Origin of the sequence: Agarivorans aestuarii (assembly GCF_019670125.1) — a bacterium.
Lineage (GTDB): Bacteria > Pseudomonadota > Gammaproteobacteria > Enterobacterales > Celerinatantimonadaceae > Agarivorans > Agarivorans aestuarii.
Genome location: NZ_AP023033.1, coordinates 4500496 through 4518454, shown reverse-complemented (window position 1 = coordinate 4518454; position 17959 = coordinate 4500496). Strand labels below are relative to the sequence as shown.

The window sequence follows — 17959 nt, the reverse complement described above, 5'->3', positions numbered from 1 at the left end:
CAGGTTTTATTTTGTATAAAACTATTTTTAGGTTCTTATATTATGTTGATCGATTTAATTACTGGTTTTCAGTTGAAGCTTATTAAAAAAAAGTTGAAGTTTTTTAGGAGTAATAAAAAATTTGATTTGTCGCCTATTGATAATGTTTTAGAGAAGTTAGCCGTTAAGAGATTAAAAGAAACGGATGTTTTGAGTGAAGGTAGAGTAAAGAATTCAGGCTCTGTCGCTATATTGGCTACGGAAATTTATGACAGAGGAGGACACAGTCCGATTTTAGTAAATTTAGCTCGCTCATTGAAAGATGATTTTAGTGTGCATTGTTTTTTTACTCATCTTTCTAAATCTAAAGAGCAAGCGCCTTTTAGGCAAAAAGAGTTAGATGAGGTTGCATCAGTTGACGGTGTTAATTATGAAAGAATGAAATTTACCGATAATATCAATTCATTGTATGGCAAGATATATAATTCTTGCTGTGATACAGTTTTTGTCTTTACACATTCTGATGATTTGCTTGCATCTTCGGTTATCGCACTTCTAAAGCGTGATAGAAAAATAATATTTTATAATCATGCTGATCACTCGCCTAATTTGGCCATGAGTCAATCAGATTTGATTCTGAACTTTAGGATTCCGGCAGTTTATATCACCCAACATTTTTGTAATATTACTAAAACCACAAAAATACCGCTTCAATCCATAGCTAAAAATAATACAACCTATATTGATGAGGTGCAACAGCAGGATGTTCGTAGTCAGTTAGGGGTTAAAGCTGGCGAGAAATTAACTTTGAGCGGGTTTGACAACCATAAAATATTTTCTGATGATAGTAATCAATATTTATATCTTATTAAAAGTCTTTTAGTTAGAAATTCTAACTTAAAGCATTTGCTTATATCTAACCTAACCGATAAGCAACTAGAAGTTTTAAATGAAGTTTTTGTCGATGAGCCAGAAGCTCGGTCTCGATTCCTGTTAAAATCCATGGTTAATGAATTTGATGATTTGTTTCAAAGTTGTGATTTGTTTATAGATAGCTTTCCATTGGGAAGCGCATTAACACATATAGATATGATGAGAAATAGAAAACCAACCGTTATTAAAAAATCTACAAAAAATAGCCTTTATTCCTTTGAAGAGTATCTTCCTGATAATTATCGTTATGCTTTTGACACCATTGATGAAATGTTAATTGGAGTTGAGTTTCTATTGAATAACCCAGGTGAGGTTTCGAAAGTGGTTGAAGAAAACTACCAACACTATCTTGAAAATAATGAGTTTTCGGTTGTTAAAGAAATCTATTTAAATTTGGTTAGAGACACTGATGGCTTTAAATCTTGGGTGGTTCCTAGATTAACAGAAGGGAGCGTGCCAATTGAAGGGTTATTTAAAAATCATTAAGGTTTTAATTTGAATTCTCCCAGGGTTAATGTGTAGCTTCGATGTTTTTAGTTTTCAAGCCGGATTTCTATCTTTTCGAAGTAAAGAGTTTATTGAACTTAAAAGTTTTAACTTTATTGCAGGGTGAATATTGGGAATGATAAAGCATTTAGTATGCTGAATGGTAAATGTTATAACCTTTATTGGGTGTTTTTTTAAATGCTTAATTTTTATCAGTGCTCTTAGATAAGTTTTTTTGCAACGTTGTCTATGCGGTATTTCTGCTTTATATTCGGTGGGACTATATTGTAATCACTTTCAATGAATTTACTGGAGAGTGAAGTTTTCTCATTCCAAATATGAATATTATCTCTATTGTAAAAATCTTGCTTACTAATTTCTGTATTGGTGGTAATCAGCTTCCTTTCCCAGGCTAATGCTTCTAGTACCCTAAAGGATAAACCTCGCTGGTTCTCGTAACCAATATCTAGAATACACCGACTTTGCCTTACATAAGGCAGCAATTTCTCATTTAAAATGGGCTCTTCGATAATTTCTATTTTAGGGTGTTTTATGTATTTTCGCTTTCTTGGGTGGTCAATATAAAGCAATATTTTACAGTTTAAATTTGGATTATTGTCGAGAAATTTCACGAGTATTGGGTATCGTTGTTTGCAAAAACTCATAATGCAAAATACATCGTAAAGATAACTATTAGTGCTTAAAGGAAGCTGATCACGTCGGTAGTAATTGGTTGTGTTTTCTAGGTTATGCGTTGCCACATCAATAGGATCAAAGCTAAATACTTTATCGAAGTAAGGTAGCTTTTCTCGATTTTGGGGCATTCTGCCCAAACTGTCCCACAGCATTAAATGAAGCCTAGGTATATGCGTTCTGATTATTTTGAAGTGTTCTTCAACAAAAATATCTGGGTTGGTAAATATGGCTAAATCGAAATTCTGGCCGCAAAAAAATCTGGTAAGTTCGTAAGCGATATTCTGCTCAGTTTTTACGTGTTTATATTTTCTTTTTCTGAACAGGTCCAGCAGCTTTGTTAGTGCCCGGTGCGTGCTGCTTTTGTAGGCAAAATGACTTATTTCGGAGTGGTCTAGATAAGCTACATCATGCCCTTGCCTACTTAATTCATCGGCAACTGGTCTTGCTAGACCTGTCCAGTCGGTGCTTATAAACAGTATTTTCATAAGGGGTTCTTTGTTTTTTACCAATTAATATAATTGCTTACTGTGCCTTAAGGCTTGGTTTCGGCGAGCTGACACTTGGCGAATTTAGGTGTCTGAGCGTCTTAGTGTCAAGCTGCTTGTTAATGAAGTAGTATATAGGAAAATTATTTACTAGGAACGTTTGTGCTGATTAAAGACAACATATTGGGAAGGCTTTTTCGTTTTAGAGATAAAGTAAATTTCACTCTGGGTAGATTTCTTTTTGATAAATCGCCATCTACAAAAGATCTTACTACTGTCGCTAGTATCTTATTTGTTCGCGGCGATGGAAAAATTGGCGATAGTATTGTCTCTTCATTTGTGTATAGAGAAATCAAAAGGCAGCAGCCCGGCATTAAATTAGGAGTGCTGTGCACTTCTAACTCGAAAAAGTTGTTTGATACAGATCCTTATATAGATTTTGTGCACGAGTATCCTAAGCGACCTAAACTATGGCAGGTTAAGCGCCTGCTTCGTCAAGTACCAACCTACGACGCTGTGATTTTTCTACCAGAGGTGATGAAGGCGAGAGATTTTTTGATGTTACGTTGCTTAAAGGCTAAGGCCAATATTGGGGTAGCTAAAAGTGTTCGTTTAATCAATTACAATATCGCTCAGCAAGTTGCTGGCAAGCATAGTCAACAGTATTTTGTCGAAGCCGCGAATCAACTAGGCTTTACTATTAGTGATTTTAGTTACCGATTTAATCTGCCAGAAATGGTTGAGCAAAGCGTATTGGATTTTTTGGGTAGCAAAAAAGGGAAGTATATTGCTATCAATGGATTTGGTAATACTCATAAACGCTCTTTTACTAAATCTCGCTTGATAGAAGTGTTATTAGCTTTAAAGGAGTATTTTCCCAGCTACCCAATAATTGTATTGGCTTCTCCAGTTTCTCAAAGCCTAGTCAGCACTGTTACTAGTGCTTTGGATAACGTTTTTTGTATAAAGAATACGGAGTCTATACAGCAAAACGCAGCTCTGATAAAGCATAGTAAGCTATTTATCAGTGTAGACACGGCTACAGTACATTTAGCTCGCTGCTTTGAAGTTCCAATGGTGGCTATTTATCGCCAAGAACCCGCTAATTTTGCTATGTGGTCACCTAACTATCAACCAACAGAGTCTATATTTACTAGAGCTGCCGTTAATAATGCAGAAGAAGTGAATATAGGCGAGTTTGATACTGCGCAGTTGTTGCAATCTTGTTCTAAGTTATTAGGAGAAGATTCCTGCGGAAGCGTTGGTTGAACTTTTCTTAGTTTAGCCGCTTTTTAAGAACAGTTGTCTGATGATTTAACAATCCCGAATGTTGTCCATGCCTGTCGCTCTTGTTGTATCTTTTTGAATAAAAAATCATTTTTAGTAGAACGCGGCAGTTCTTGGTGATAAAGGTGAACTTGAGTAGCTTTGTAAAACAAAGGGTGAATAACTATACCTTTTAACCTTAGTCTAAATTCTACGTCACTATCTTCGCCCGTTCCGGCAGCTTCATAGCGTTGATCAAAACCGTTGATAGAGAGTAAATCCTTTTTGAACAAGGAAAAGTTGCACCCGACAATTCCCTTATTAGATTTTTGTAGGTAACGGCGAAGCGTATTAGATGAAATTCTAAAGCCTTTCTCTATATTTTTCCCTTGGCCAAGTAGGTAGGTAAAAATAATGAAGGCAAAGTTGTCACGTACGAAGCTAGCCGGTTTTGTGGAATCAAAAAGTTTACGGGTCATTTGGGGCGATAAATCAGCACGACGGCCATTTAAACAACGGCCTAACTGAGCTTCACTCAAGTGGTCTTCTACGAAATGAGTTTGCGGCACGCAGTCACCATCAATGAAGATTAGGTATTCATTTTTAGCTGCCTGTACGGCTAAATTCAGGCATCGATTTTTTCGAAAGCCTTTGTCTTCGTGCCAAACATGTTGAATCTGTAAGTGGCTATTTTGTTGCAGCATTTCTAATTGCTCCACAGTTGTGCTGTTAGAGCCATCGTCTGCAATCACTACCTCAAAATCCGCGATGCTTTGTGTTTCCAATGCACGGAGAACCAACTTCAAAGCCTTAATATTATTGTAAAAGGCGATGACGACTGAGGCTTTAAGAACGTTATTTTTACTCATCAATTTGCCTTGATTGCTTTTTTATAGGTGTAATTGCCTTTGATCTTTCTCCACAAGCCAAACTTAGTGGTGCTGGGGAACATTACAATTCGGCGAATTTGCTGCAAATCTTGGTGCATGCCTACTGGGCCAGAATCTGTAGCCACTGTGTAAGTATAGCCAGCTTGCTTGGCTAGCTGTTTGGTTTGCTGATTGTGGTTGCCATAGGGGTAAGCAAAGGTGGTTAGCTCTCTACCCAATAGGTTTTCTAGCTCAGCTTTGTTTTGTTCGATTTCTTTTTGTTGATCATTTTCATCTAGCTCTGCTAGCTTGGGGTGATTAAGCGTATGTCCACCGATTTCAACATAGCCACTTTGATCAATGCCGCGCATAGTTTGATGGCTCATTAGCTCAAAACGTTGGTCAGGTTTAGTTGGGTGTTCAACATCCCAGCGATTATGATCGGTGCCAGTGACAGCATAAATAACCGCTTTGAACTGATACTCCTTCAGTAAGGGTAACAACAGGTCGAAGTTATCCTGATAACCGTCGTCGAAGGTGAGAATGATATAGCGCTTACCGTGATTAAAACGATGTTCTAGGCCTATCTTGTCTAACTCACTAAAAGTGATTGGGGTTAAGCCCATGTGTTTAATAGTTTGAAAATGCTCTTCTAAGCGCTCAACTGTTACGTAAGTGCCATAGGCTCCCTTTTGATTATCATCTTGGGTGACTCGGTGGTACATGATAATCGGGATTTCTCGTTGTTTGGTATATACGTAAGCACTTTGGTAGGTATCTAATAGCTTCTGGCATATTGCATCTAAATCGTACTCAGCTTTTATTGCTGCTACCAGTTGCTTGCTTACTTGATGCTGCTCACCAAAGCTAGCTAATTGCTCAGCCAAGTTTGAGTAATCAATATCTAATTCTGTTTTGCCATCATCAGCCACATCACCAAAGTTACTGGCAAGAGCCGCTGGTAGGTTATTTAAGCTAATGTAGCCAAGAGCTTTAGCCTCACCCACTGCAAATACTGGTTTTTTGCATAGCAAGGCTTCCATAGCTACACGCCCGGCTCCAATTATTAAGTCAGCTTGAGCAATGGTAGCGCGGATGTTGTCGCTGTATCCGCAAAACTCTACCTTATCTTCAAACTCAGCAAAGCGAGTGTCTACTTTACTACCGCTAATCACTTGTACTTGGTTAGCGTCTAAATCAATACATTGGTTCAATAGTTGATAAACTAACTCGCCTTTGGGGCCGGTTAATCGCCCGATGATTTGAATAAGGGGTTTATCGTTATTGGCAGCTGGGAGCGGAGAAAACTGTTGGCTGTCAACACCATTGCGTACCACGCTAACTTGCTCGCTAGGCACACCTAAGTCGCGAATAATTTGCTGAGCGATGTTTTCGCATACTGCGACAGCATGATAACCCAGAGCGTGAAATTTTTTACGTGAACGATGCACCGGTTGGCGACCGTGTACGCTGGTGACCATTGGCGTATTAGTTAGCTTACAGGCGACATAAGAAGACCACCCAGAAGCACGGCTATGTGCATGTACCAGTTGAATTTTATATCGAAGAATTAGATAGATAAGATACAATACGTGCCATACTCTGCGAGGAAGACTACGTTTGTTGAAGCGCAAGCGAAAGTGTTGACCTTGATGTGGGCAACTTAAGGTATCTGATACATAAAATACTTGATGACCCCGTTGAGTGAGTCGATCGCCAACTTGGGTAGCGTAGACTTCGGCTCCAGTCACTTCGAGTTGTGATAGAGCCATCAAAATATTCATAAATATGATAGACCTTGCTGCAATTTGGTAACATATTCTACAGAAGTGACTTGGCTACGCCTAGTGATAGTGTCAAGGTCTATAAAGGCTTAATAATTGGTGATAAATGTGAAGGGTGGCCGTTTATTTTTGTGAGTAATTCATTAATAAGAGTCTATTCACTGATTAAGGTGTTTAAGCCAATTTTGCTGCTGGTGTTGCTGAGTTTAGCGCTGTTGTCGTTAAACGCAGAAGCGCGCACCGCTCGGGTATTAATGCTCAACTCTTATCCTGCTGGATTACAGTGGGATGCCAGCTTTGATAGAGGCTTGCGCCAACAAGTGGGTAATCGTTCTGTGTGGTTGTTTAATCACCGAATAGAGCCAAGCCCTTCGCAAGACCCTAGCTATCGTTTAGCCCAATTCGATTTACTCAATGAAATCATTCTTTATTACCAATTTGATTTAGTGGTGACGGTGGGCGAACAAGCCTTACACACTGCTTTAGCCCTGCAAGATGAGGCGGTACTGCAAGCGCCTATCGTGGCAGCGGGTGCAGACCTTTCAGCTTACATGGGGCCAAGAGAGCGGCGGATAACCGGTATTCACGAGCAGCTGCCAATGCGCGAAAACCTGTTGCTTATTCGCCAACTAATTCCAGATTTAGAAGCCATTCACTTACTAGTAGACGATAGTGCCGCTAGCAGAGACATTACCAAAGAATTTGTGCAGTTGGCTGAGCAATTTGCTATCCCTTATACACTTTGGCAAGACCAAGACTACGAAGAAGTAAAAGCAAAAACCTCGCTGTTAAGTGCCAAGCAAGCAGTATTGTTGGGGGCTCTACAGCAATCGCAAATAGGTAATACCCAGCTTACAGAACAAGCTGTTCAGTCTTTATCTATGGTGTCTAGAGCACCTATTTATAGCCTATGGCAGCATGCGATAGGTAATGGTGCGGTGGGTGGTTTTGTTAGTTTGCCGCAACCATTGGGTCAGGCACTTGGTGACACCGTGTTACAAGTGCTGCAAGGTACAGATGTACGCGACATTGCCATTAGTGCCCGAGGTCCTCAAACCTATTTGTTTGATAATAAGCAGCTGGTTCGTTGGAAGGTATCGCGTGGTAACTTGGCCGAGAATAGTCGTTTTCTTAATCAGCAAGCCTATAAAACTTTGCCACAGCGTTATCAAGGCGCTTTGCTGGTGGGCATTACTTTGTTACTTGCTGGTTTGGCGATTTACGGGGTTTGGCGAGCCTTAACCCGCACCCAACGTGAATTAGCTGAGCATGAGCAAAATTTGCAGTCTGTATTTACTTTTACCGAGCAAGCCAGCGCATTGCTTGATGAAAATGGTCATGTGCAGCTATTAAATCAAGCCTTAGGTGATTTGCTGGGAGAGCGGGCTAATTTCATTGTTGGAAATTCTTTGCTCGATAGCCACGTTTGGCAACACCAAGCGCCATTGAAACAACAACTTCGTGATGCAATTGCAAAAAGCTTAGCCGGTGAAAAAGTCCGTTTTCAAGCGGAGCTAAACCTTGAGAACCGAAATGTACTTTATGATTTTGCGCTAACTCCACAAAGCGCCACCAACGGTATTGTTGAACAAGTATTGCTCGAGTTGCGAGATTTAGAGTTAATTCAATTAGAACATCGCCAGCTTAAGCAAAGTGAGCAACACTACCGCCTATTGTTTGAGCAGAGTCCAGCCTTGTTGATGTTAGTCAATCGTCTGGGGGTGATTGTTTGTTGTAACCAAGTGGCCGCTAAGCATCTTGGTATGTCTAAAAAACAGCTTGAGTTGTCGCAACTGCGCAGTTTGTATGCCGAACACGCCCAGCAAGTATCTCTATTAGAGTATCTAGAAGGGGTTGGTACTAACAAAGTTACTCGACAAATTGCTTACCACAACAGTGACAATAAACAGCTTTGGTTTAAAGAGTCTTTTGTACGCATGGCTGAAGAAGACTTGTTCATGCTGGTATGTGAAGACATAACCGCCACCCGCAGCTTGGCCGAAGAACTGGATTTTCATGCTAACTTTGATTTACTCACCGGCATTTATAATCGAGGGTTCTTTGAGCGCCGCTTAGAGCTGCTGCTTAACTCCTCGCACTTGCAAGAGCAGCAGCATGCTTTGCTATTTATTGATTTGGCCCAGTTTAAAGTAATTAACGATACCTTTGGCCATGGCTCGGGCGATCAGGCCTTGAAGCAGGTAGCCGGAGTATTGGAACAAATGATCCCTGAATCTGCCGTGGTGGCTCGTTTGGGAAGCGATGAGTTTGCCATTTTGCTCGAAGACAGCTCGCAGCAAGGCAGCCTAGATTTCGCTAACTTGGTGATTGATCGGTTAAACGATACGCACTACGTGCGCGATGAGCGGATGTTCAGCTTTGGTTGCAGCATCGGCGTAACGCTGTTCCAGCAGCAGCAAGGTTCTTCTCAAGAAGTATTAGCACAAGCTGATAACGCTTGTTTCACCGCAAAATCGCTAGGCCGTAGCCGCGTTTATTTATATCAAATGGACGACCAGATGTTGCTTGAGCGTCAAGGGCAGATGGAGTGGGTAACCCGTATTCAAAAAGCGCTGCGTGAAGAACGTTTCTTATTGTACGCGCAAGCTATTGTACCAGTTAAACCGAGTGAGAGTGATTACCTCCACTACGAAGTACTATTAAGAATGATTGACGAAGAAGGCCGAGTGGTGCCTCCTGGGGCGTTTTTACCGGCGGCAGAAAACTACAACTTAGCTGATCAAATTGACCGAGTTGTGATTCAAAAAACATTGCAGTGGCTATCAGAAAACCCCGGGCATTTAACCCGTCTTAACATGTGCTCAATGAATCTTTCTGGGCAGTCTTTAGGCAGCGCTGAGTTTGTAGCTTGGCTGCTACAAACCTTGGAAGATAGTGCGCTGCCAATGAACAAGCTATGCTTCGAGACCACCGAAACCGTGGCTATTGCTAATTTAGATGTTGCCACCGAGTTCTTTAACAAGGTACGCAAATTGGGCTGTAAAATTGCACTCGACGATTTTGGCTCAGGGTTATCATCCTTTGGCTATTTGAAAAACTTGCCCATCGATTACCTCAAAATTGATGGCATTTTCATTCGTGATTTAGAAAACGATCATATGGATGCAGCCATCGTAAAAAGCATTAATCAGATGTCTCACGTGATGGGTAAAAAGACCATTGCAGAGTTTGTTGAGAACGAGGCTATCAACAAGGTATTGGCTGAAATTGGTGTCGATTTTGCTCAGGGTTATCATTTTGGCAAACCCGTTCCCATTGAGATGCTGGTTTTGAACTAAGCATCATCTGTTAAACTTGTTTTATTTCTTTATGGAGCCCAGCCTTGGACAGCCAGCAGCCACGTTTGTATTGTGAGCAATCCGCCGACACTGACTACGCCAATAGCTTAATTGAGCGCTTTGCTATGCAGCCATGCGAACAGCTGCCAGAAACCGGTTTTTGTTTGGTACTTGATGGCGAATGCTTAGCCCTGCGCTACTGCGATGAGGCTAAGTTGGGCGATGTTAAAGTTGACTTTCTAGCTGGTCGGGTTGCCCATCGTCGTCAATATGGTGGTGCAGAAGCAGTGAGTAAAGCGGTTGGCGTAAAAAAAGGTCAGCGCCCCAGTGTCATCGATGGCACGGCGGGTTTAGGCAGAGATGCGTTTGTATTAGCCAATCTAGGCTGCGAAGTGACTATGCTGGAGCGCTCCCCTTGGGTTGCCGCCTTGCTGGGCGATGGCTTACGGCGGGCTAAAGCCGATGCCGATATTGGCCAATGGGTTGGCCAACGTATGCGTTTAATTTACGCCAGCAGCATTGACGATCTCGCACAACAGAACTTGCAAGCCGATGTGGTCTACCTCGATCCGATGTATCCGCATCGTAAAAAGTCGGCTCAAGTAAAAAAAGAAATGCGGGTTTTTCAGCTACTGGTTGGAGCCGACTTAGACGCTGACTTGCTGTTAGAACAAGCTTTAAAGGTTGCGCAAAAACGAGTAGTGGTAAAAAGGCCCAGCTATGCAGAACCTCTAGCAGGTAAAGTTGCCCATAATCATTTAAGTACTAAAACCCACCGTTTCGATATTTATTCACTGATTTAGTCGCTTGCTTGCTAACTGCGATTCGGTCGCGCTGGTAAGTGATAAAGCCACTTGTATAATCGTTTTATCCCTTGATATTGCTCAATTTTTTGCGTCTATTTGTCGAAGGTTTTGGGCCGCTGATTATTGGCCCGTATTAGCTATTAATCATTAAAAACAGTGGTTTAGAGCACCATCAAGACTGAATGCGCCAATTCTTTGATCCAGATCACGGATGGCTTTGATTTAAGTGAGCTCGATCTAGTTTCTTGTGATTGACTGGGAAAATGCTTGCATCAAGAAAACGCTATCATTACTCTATTTCCATCGTTCCAAGGATTGGAGCGATATCGAAAGAAATAAGATCTGACCTTTGTTGACCGACAGAAAAATTGGAGAAGCCATTGCTTCTCCTTTTTTTTCGCCTGCAATTTGTGGAAGGTTTTTTTACTTAAGGTTTTTTGCCATTTTTACGTAGGCAACGCCGTGTTTATCAAAGGCTTCGCTAGTCACTAAAAAACCTAAACCCTGATAAAAGCTAATAGCGCTGCAGCGGGCATCAAACCAAAACTTAGTTAATGGCCTACCCTTTTGTTGCTCTACCAAGTAGTTAAGCATATAGCTTCCATACCCTTTACCTTGATGCTGGGGTAAGCAGGCAAATTTACGTAGGCGAATACTGGTTTGCTTTACAAAAAGCGAAGCCACCATAATTAGTTCGCCATTAAGGTAAGCGCCATAATGCTCACCCTGTTCATCTTCAGCGACGCGGCAAAAAGCCTGATCGTGCTCTGGCCATAACACTTGTTGGCGAATTGCTAGGGTTTGTTCTGCGCTAATTGTTTGAATGTCTATCATGGTTTGAGCTGGCTTAAGGCCTCAATATCACAAGGTACTTGATAGTCTACCCCATCTACAGCAAAGCCATTTAGCCGCAAGAATGCTGTTTTATAGCCGGTAAAATCGGTGGTGCTTTTGAAGTTGTCGGCAGTAATGCAGGGGTAGCGTGAGTCTATCTCCTGCTGCACTTGCGGACTCAGTTCTAAGTCGTCGATGCGCAGCTGGTTGAACTCGTCTAAGCGCACTTGTCCACCACTTGGGTAAAGGTGCTGGCTAAATAAACGGTAAGCTTGCTCAATGCACTCTTCATGAGTTTGCTGCTCTTTCATCACTTGATAAAGCAGCGCAATGTAAGGAGACATTACAGGGATATACACACTGGCTTTAGTCACTAAGGCTTTACACACACAAGCATAGGCATTGCCGCCGACTTGGGTTTGCAGTTGCTTATTTAGTTCCTGTGCGGTTACATGTAAGTGTTGCTTGGCTCGACCAATGGTGCCATCGCGATATATCGCGGCAGTGCGCTCTGGGCCCACGTAGGAATAGGCAATGGTTTTACAGGTTGGCGCAAGTACCTCGGCCTGTTGCAAGGCATCGATCCAGTTTCGCCATTCATCACCACCCATTACCTTGGTCGTGGCTTCTACCTCGTCGGCTGAGGCTAATTCAACAGTTTGAGGCTCCAACTGCTCGGTTTCTAAATTAATGCTAAGGCCATGGAGTGGTTTGTCGGTGGTTTTGAGTACCGATTGCCATTGGCCTGATTCGGTCTTACGTTTGCCAGTGGCCAAGCTATAGATCACTAAATCGACTTTGCCAGCAAATTCTTGTTTGATGAAATCAATCACTTGGCTGCGCATGGCTGGGTCAAAAGCGTCACCAATAAAGTTTTTGGCGATTAAGCCCTTTTGCTCGGCGAGTTCTTTGCAGAAAATATTGTTGTACCAGCCTGCGCTACCAAGCCCTTTTTCATTAGGGCCGCGCTCAAAAGAAACGCCAATGGTATCAGCTCCTCCTCCTAAGGCTAAGCTCAAGCGAGACGCTAGTCCAAAACCAGAAGAGGCACCCAAAATTAGCACTTTTTTAGCGCCGTTTATCGGCGCTTGTTGCTGAATATACTCGGCCTGTTGTTGCAGATAGGCTTTACAACCTGGTGGGTGACAATTGCGAGCGATATTGCCGCTTAATTGCGGAGAAATAAGCATGGTCGACTCCATGAAAAAGTGATGCAACAAGTGTAGTGGATGATCTAAACCAGTAAGTTACACCATATCAAGCTAACGCTCGAATCCTATGACAGCTTTAGGGCTGTTGATTAAGCGCCACTAGCTTGGTTTTGCGTTTGCGCTGTGCTTTTTGTTGGTACATGGTCATGTCTGCTCGGTAAAATAATTGCTCGGCATCTTCGCAATCGTCGGTGCTGGCGCTGCCGAAACTGATACCACTTTGCGCGGTGCCATTGAGTTGAATGATTTTGTCGGCAATTGCCAGTTTTTCGTCAATTTCACTGCAAGACAAGCTGTCTGAAAAAGCTGCAAACTCATCGCCGCCAATCCGATAAAGTTTAACTTTGTCGCTGAGCACCATGTTGAGGGCTTCTGCTACTAACTTAATTAACTTGTCGCCTTCTTGATGGCCAGCATGGTCATTAATGCTTTTCAGATAATCAATATCCACCAAGGCGAGGCTGGTGTGATGCTCTTCTCCAAATTCAATGCTGCTCACAAACTCGTTAAAGGCATAGCGATTATTTAAGCCTGTTAAGGCGTCTAGGCGTGCTGCATCTCGCTCTTCATTTAACTGTTGAGCAACCAATAATGACTCCAGCGTGAGACGCTTAAACTTATAGTGCAGGGCCAGTGACATAAACAGGGTACTAAGTATGCAGCTCAATAGAATGGATAAGTCGGCTGCTAACAATGTTGTGGTGTTTTTAGGTACTACGGCCATCGCCAATAGTAAGGCAGGTATTAGCAGCAGCAGGGTTGATAGTATGAACAACTGGGCTTGTTTGGAACCTTGACGCCAGCATTGAAAGGCGCTTGCTAGGGCTAAAACTATCCAAAGCAAAATGACGCAGTACACCAGAATCACCGCCCAGTTCACCCAAATAACCGCCACCGGAATGCTGAAAAGGCACAGCGCAATTAAGTAGCGGCTGGCTAGTAATAAGCGTGGAGCATGTTGTTGAAGATTGAGAAAGCGGCAGTAAAACAATACGCTAAATATCGGGATTAGCAGCACTGGTAATAGGTGTAGTTGGGTAATACGTAGCTGCAGTAAATGGGCTGCAACATGAAAAACCAGAGCCAAAGCCAGAGTGATAGCAAATAAGTAGCCGCTGAAGTAGGCAAATACTCTATCTTGCTGCACTAGTCCTACCGCACCATTGTATATGGCTAAGATCAGTAAGCCGCCTAAGCACAAGGTAATTACACTGGCTCGCCAATGATAGAGTTGGCTCATGTCTGACTTATGGCCAAAGCTGAGCTGTGGCTGCTCGGTATAATATTGGCTAGAAATTCGGGTGATTAGCCAATAGCCGCCGAGGCTTGGGGTATCGATGTGGCGAGCGTAGCTAAATAAGTATTCGTAAGGATGCAAGTAGCCGCTGCTAAGGTGGCGCATCTGGTTACCTTCTGAATAAAGGTAGTAATCTATGTTCTCGATAACCGGACCGTCTACGCTGGCTATCCATTGATTAGGCTGAGAGATATTAATCTTTTTTACTAACCAATAGCTTCCACCGCTTAGTTTCACGCGGTCAACTTGGCTTAATTTGTTTAGCCAGCTGGGAATATCGCTGTAGCGGTGTGGCAGTACTTGTTGGTCTTCGGCTAAATATATTTGCTGGGAACTGCTGTTCACATCGGCAGCAAAAGCCAAGTTATAACAAACCAAAAAGTAACTTAGAGCTAAGCTAATAAAAAATCTAAAAGCAGACATAAGCGTTTGTATCGTTCATCCTTGTTTCAACAAAGCTGTAAATAGCATAGAGCAAACCACATCCAATGATAAGCTTTGTTGGCAATTGTTGAATGCTAACATATTTATTGATTTTTTAGTCACTTAAATAAACAAGCCCCATGGCAGCTAACCACGGGGCTTGTTGTAGAGCCTTATAAAATTTTAGCTACCTACACCACATTCCATGCAGGCGTCGATCATTTCTGGACCTAGGTGCAACTTAGCATTTAAGTCACGTAGTGCGGTGCGCACCCCTTCTTCAATCACTGGGTGGTAAAACGGCATATCCAGCATTTGCGAAACCGTCATTTTGGCTTGATGCGCCCAAGCCAGTAAGTGGGCTAAGTGCTCTGCATTTGGACCAATGATTTCTGCGCCCAAAAAGCGTCCGGTGCCTTGTTCGCCGTACAAGTGGGCGATGCCCTTGTTGACTAGCATTACTCGGCTGCGGCCTTGGTTTTCAAAACTTACTTCGCCAATTTCAAAACAGCCACAAGAGCCTAAGCGTTTCTCAATATCACGGTAGCTCTCACCCACCATAGCAATTTGCGGGTCGCTAAATACTGCCGCTATTGGAGTTCGGCGTAAACCAGCGCGAACTTCTTTACAACGTCCGGCGTTATCGCCAGCAATTTTGCCTTGGTCGGCGGCCTCGTGCAGCAGAGGGATCTGGTTGCTAGCGTCACCAGCAATAAAAATATGGCTTATCGATGTTTGCAAAGTGTAGTGGTCGGCAACCGGCACACCGCGTTCATCAAGCTGTATATCCAGTTTATCTAAACCCAGTTTATCGGTATTTGGTCTGCGCCCAGTAGCAGCAACTAGGTAATCAACTTCAGTTTCAACTGTTGTACCTTGTTTATCGATATAGCGAAGCTTGACCCCATTTTCACTGCGCTCAATTAACTCAACCTTAGCGTCTGAATCTAAATAGAACTCTTCGGCGTAAGTGGTGTTGGCATAATCAGTTAAGGTTGGGTCGGTTAATGGGCCTACTGCGCCACCCACACCAAACATCAATACCTTAACACCTAAGCGGTGCAGTGCTTGGCCAAGCTCTAGACCAATAACGCCTGGGCCAAATACCGCAATTGACTCTGGTAAGGTATCCCATTCAAAAATGTCATCGTTTACCAATAAGCGGTCACCTAATTCAGCCCAAGGAGCTGGAAAAGCAGGGCGCGAGCCACTGGCGATTACAATGCGTTTAGCTTCAACAAGGCTTGTTGAACCGTCGCTATGTTTAACGCTTAGTTGGTTTTGGTTTACAAATTCAGCGTAGCCATCAAGTTTATGCTGTACATCAATGCCTTCAACAGACTCTAATACAAAGCCAACAAAGCGGTCCCGTTCAGACTTTACTCGTTGCATTACGGCGTGACCGTCAATCTGCGGTTTACCTAAGTTAACCCCAAACTGGGCCGACTTTTCATATTGATGGGCATTCTCGGCTGCTGCAATAAGCAACTTACTTGGCATACAGCCCACACGTGCACAAGTGGTGCCGTAAGGACCTGCTTCGATCATCAATACCGAATCGGTATGCTCTTTTGCGGCGCGGTATGCGGCTAAACCTGCGGTTCCGCCGCCAATAATGGCTACATCTACAGACTGCGTAACTTCTGAATTTGACATGATAACTACCTTTGAAACCTGCGAATTGGGTTGTTCAGGCGAGTAGACCGTCTCGCCTGAATTTTTATTGCTTAAGCTAAGTAAGCTTCTAGCTCTTCACTACCGCCAATGTGTTTACCGTCTACAAATACTTGTGGAACAGTGCTGCGGCCGCTAATGGCTTTAAGGCTTACGCTAGTGGCGTCGGTGCCCAAGATTACTTCTTCAAATGCCATGCCTTTATCATGTAATAATTGCTTAGCTTTGGCACAGAAAGGACAACCAGGCTTGCTAAATACACTAATCGCAGAAGGCTTTTTAGCGTCGGCATTAATGTAGTTAAGCATGGTGTCGGCATCTGATACTTCAAACGGGTCGCCCGCTACATCTGGCTCAATAAACATTTTTTCGATAACGCCGTTTTTCACCAACATAGAGTAGCGCCAGCTGCGTTTGCCAAAACCTAAGTCGTTTTTGCCCACTAGCATGCCCATGCCTTCGCTAAACTCACCGTTTCCGTCTGGAATTACCGTAATGTTTTCAGCTTCTTGGTCTGCTAACCATGCATTCATTACAAAGGTGTCGTTAACACTTAAACATACAATTTCATCAACGCCATTTTCTTTTAGTACACCAGCTAGCTCGTTGTAGCGTGGTAAGTGTGTTGATGAACAAGTTGGTGTAAATGCACCTGGTAGGGCAAAAACAACCACGGTTTTATCTTTGAATAACTGCTCTGTAGTAATGTCTACCCAAGCGTCGTTTTGACGAGTATGAAAAGTAACACTTGGTACATTTTGGCCTTCGCGATTCTCTAACATATCTTTCTCCGTAAACTCTAATAAGGTGTGTTCGTTTGATGGGTCTAGTATCAATTTTTCGCAGTGATTTGTAAAAGCAATTGAATCTATCTTTATGATAGGTGATTGCTATTAAAAATTAAGTTCAAAGAATTAGCACAGCAATAATAGGTGCTAAAACGTGAATATAGGGAGTTAGATTAGAAGATAGTCGTGAATAGCTTGTTTATGATCAATTTATTGGTGCCACTCGCTCATGGATAAAAGAGGGTAGCTAAGGTCTTGTAATGATTAGCCTTAGCTGTCTAGCTCACCGCTTTGAATCCGCTCGCTGCGAGCACGTAAATACTCAATGGTAAATAGCAGCATGGCTGAAATTACGATGAGTAATGTGGCAACGGCCAAAATGGTAGGGTTAATTTGCTCGCGTAAACCAGAGAACATTTGCCGAGGAATGGTTCGCTGCTCTGGCCCAGCTAAAAACAATACCACCACCACTTCATCAAACGAGGTGATAAAGGCAAACAGGGCGCCAGATATTACCCCCGGGCGGATTAGCGGCATAATCACCTTAAAAAAGGTTGTGAGTGGGCGCGCGCCTAGGCCTAGCGAGGCGTTTACTAAGGAATAGTCAAAGCCAGACAGTGCTGCATTTACAGTGATTAATACAAAGGGAGTACCTAAAGCGGCGTGGGCTAAAATAACCCCGAGGTAAGATCCGGCCAAGTTAAGCTGGCTATAAAAGAAGTACATCCCAGCTGCGGTGATAATCAGCGGCACAATCATCGGCGAAAGCAAAATAGCCATCCACAATTTTTGCCAAGGCATGGCTGGGTTGCTAAGGCCAATGGCCGCTAAGGTACCTAATACCGTGGCAATTAAAGTGGCACAAATTCCAATGAAGAAGCTATTTTTAATCGCCAGTAGCCACTTATCGTCATGCCAAATCTCGGCATACCATTTTAGCGAGTAAGCTTCGGGTTCTAAGGCTAACATGCCTTCGGTAAAGCTGAAAAAGGGCTCTACGTTAAATGACAGCGGAATGATCACCAAAATCGGCAGCATTAAAAAAGCCAACACTAGCAGTGAGCAAAAGCGTAAACCGTAGTGTGCCAAGATGTGCCAAAAGGTGAAATACTTTGGATAACTTTTCATG

The 17959-nt window shown here is 42.8% G+C and carries 13 protein-coding genes; 4 read left to right on the top strand and 9 right to left on the bottom strand.

What is annotated here, in order from left to right:
- Positions 1-42: 42 nt before the first annotated feature.
- On the top strand, positions 43-1398 hold the full coding sequence (locus tag K5609_RS20875) for a glycosyltransferase family protein (RefSeq protein WP_221075309.1): 1356 nt from the start codon (positions 43-45) through the stop codon (positions 1396-1398).
- Between the two features lie 221 nt (positions 1399-1619).
- Here K5609_RS20875 and K5609_RS20870 read toward each other — a convergent pair whose 3' ends face one another.
- Positions 1620-2579: a WaaS/CpsH family glycosyltransferase gene (locus K5609_RS20870; RefSeq protein WP_221075308.1), complete on the bottom strand. Its 960-nt coding sequence runs from the start codon at positions 2577-2579 to the stop codon at positions 1620-1622.
- Positions 2580-2741: 162 nt separating this feature from the next.
- Between K5609_RS20870 and K5609_RS20865 the strand changes: the two genes are divergently transcribed.
- On the top strand, positions 2742-3848 hold the full coding sequence (locus K5609_RS20865) for a glycosyltransferase family 9 protein (RefSeq protein ID WP_221075307.1): 1107 nt from the start codon (positions 2742-2744) through the stop codon (positions 3846-3848).
- Between the two features lie 23 nt (positions 3849-3871).
- Here the strand turns inward: K5609_RS20865 and K5609_RS20860 are convergent, their stop codons facing one another.
- Positions 3872-4714 carry a glycosyltransferase gene (locus tag K5609_RS20860; protein ID WP_221075306.1) on the bottom strand — a complete coding sequence of 281 codons (843 nt, stop codon included), beginning with the start codon at positions 4712-4714 and terminating at the stop codon, positions 3872-3874.
- Positions 4714-6498, bottom strand: coding sequence for a bifunctional glycosyltransferase family 4 protein/polysaccharide deacetylase (locus tag K5609_RS20855; protein ID WP_221075305.1), 1785 nt, complete (start codon positions 6496-6498; stop codon positions 4714-4716). Before K5609_RS20855 ends, K5609_RS20860 begins: the two co-directional genes overlap by 1 nt.
- A 131-nt stretch (positions 6499-6629) precedes the next feature.
- Between K5609_RS20855 and K5609_RS20850 the strand changes: the two genes are divergently transcribed.
- Together K5609_RS20850 and K5609_RS20845 are read left to right on the top strand one after the other, a co-directional pair.
- The gene (locus K5609_RS20850) at positions 6630-9797 is read left to right on the top strand and encodes an ABC transporter substrate binding protein (protein ID WP_221075304.1); all 3168 of its coding nucleotides are present in this window, start codon (positions 6630-6632) and stop codon (positions 9795-9797) included.
- Between the two features lie 125 nt (positions 9798-9922).
- The gene (locus K5609_RS20845; RefSeq protein ID WP_221077326.1) at positions 9923-10600 is read left to right on the top strand and encodes a class I SAM-dependent methyltransferase; all 678 of its coding nucleotides are present in this window, start codon (positions 9923-9925) and stop codon (positions 10598-10600) included.
- Positions 10601-11026: 426 nt separating this feature from the next.
- Here the strand turns inward: K5609_RS20845 and K5609_RS20840 are convergent, their stop codons facing one another.
- From K5609_RS20840 to K5609_RS20815, 6 genes are all read right to left on the bottom strand, one after another.
- Positions 11027-11437: a GNAT family N-acetyltransferase gene (locus K5609_RS20840; RefSeq protein WP_221075303.1), complete on the bottom strand. Its 411-nt coding sequence runs from the start codon at positions 11435-11437 to the stop codon at positions 11027-11029.
- A complete protein-coding gene (fabV, locus tag K5609_RS20835) occupies positions 11434-12627 on the bottom strand; it encodes an enoyl-ACP reductase FabV (protein ID WP_221075302.1) in 1194 nt (397 codons plus the stop codon). The genes K5609_RS20840 and fabV overlap by 4 nt, the downstream gene beginning before the upstream one ends.
- Positions 12628-12724: 97 nt before the next feature.
- On the bottom strand, positions 12725-14368 hold the full coding sequence (locus K5609_RS20830; protein WP_221075301.1) for a GGDEF domain-containing protein: 1644 nt from the start codon (positions 14366-14368) through the stop codon (positions 12725-12727).
- 183 nt (positions 14369-14551) lie between these two features.
- Positions 14552-16024: a dihydrolipoyl dehydrogenase gene (locus K5609_RS20825; RefSeq protein WP_221075300.1), complete on the bottom strand. Its 1473-nt coding sequence runs from the start codon at positions 16022-16024 to the stop codon at positions 14552-14554.
- 71 nt (positions 16025-16095) lie between these two features.
- Entirely contained in the window at positions 16096-16824 is a 729-nt protein-coding gene (locus K5609_RS20820) for a glutathione peroxidase (RefSeq protein WP_152785351.1), read from the bottom strand.
- A 276-nt stretch (positions 16825-17100) separates the two neighbouring features.
- Positions 17101-17958, bottom strand: coding sequence for an ABC transporter permease (locus K5609_RS20815; RefSeq protein ID WP_221075299.1), 858 nt, complete (start codon positions 17956-17958; stop codon positions 17101-17103).
- Position 17959 lies beyond the last annotated feature (1 nt).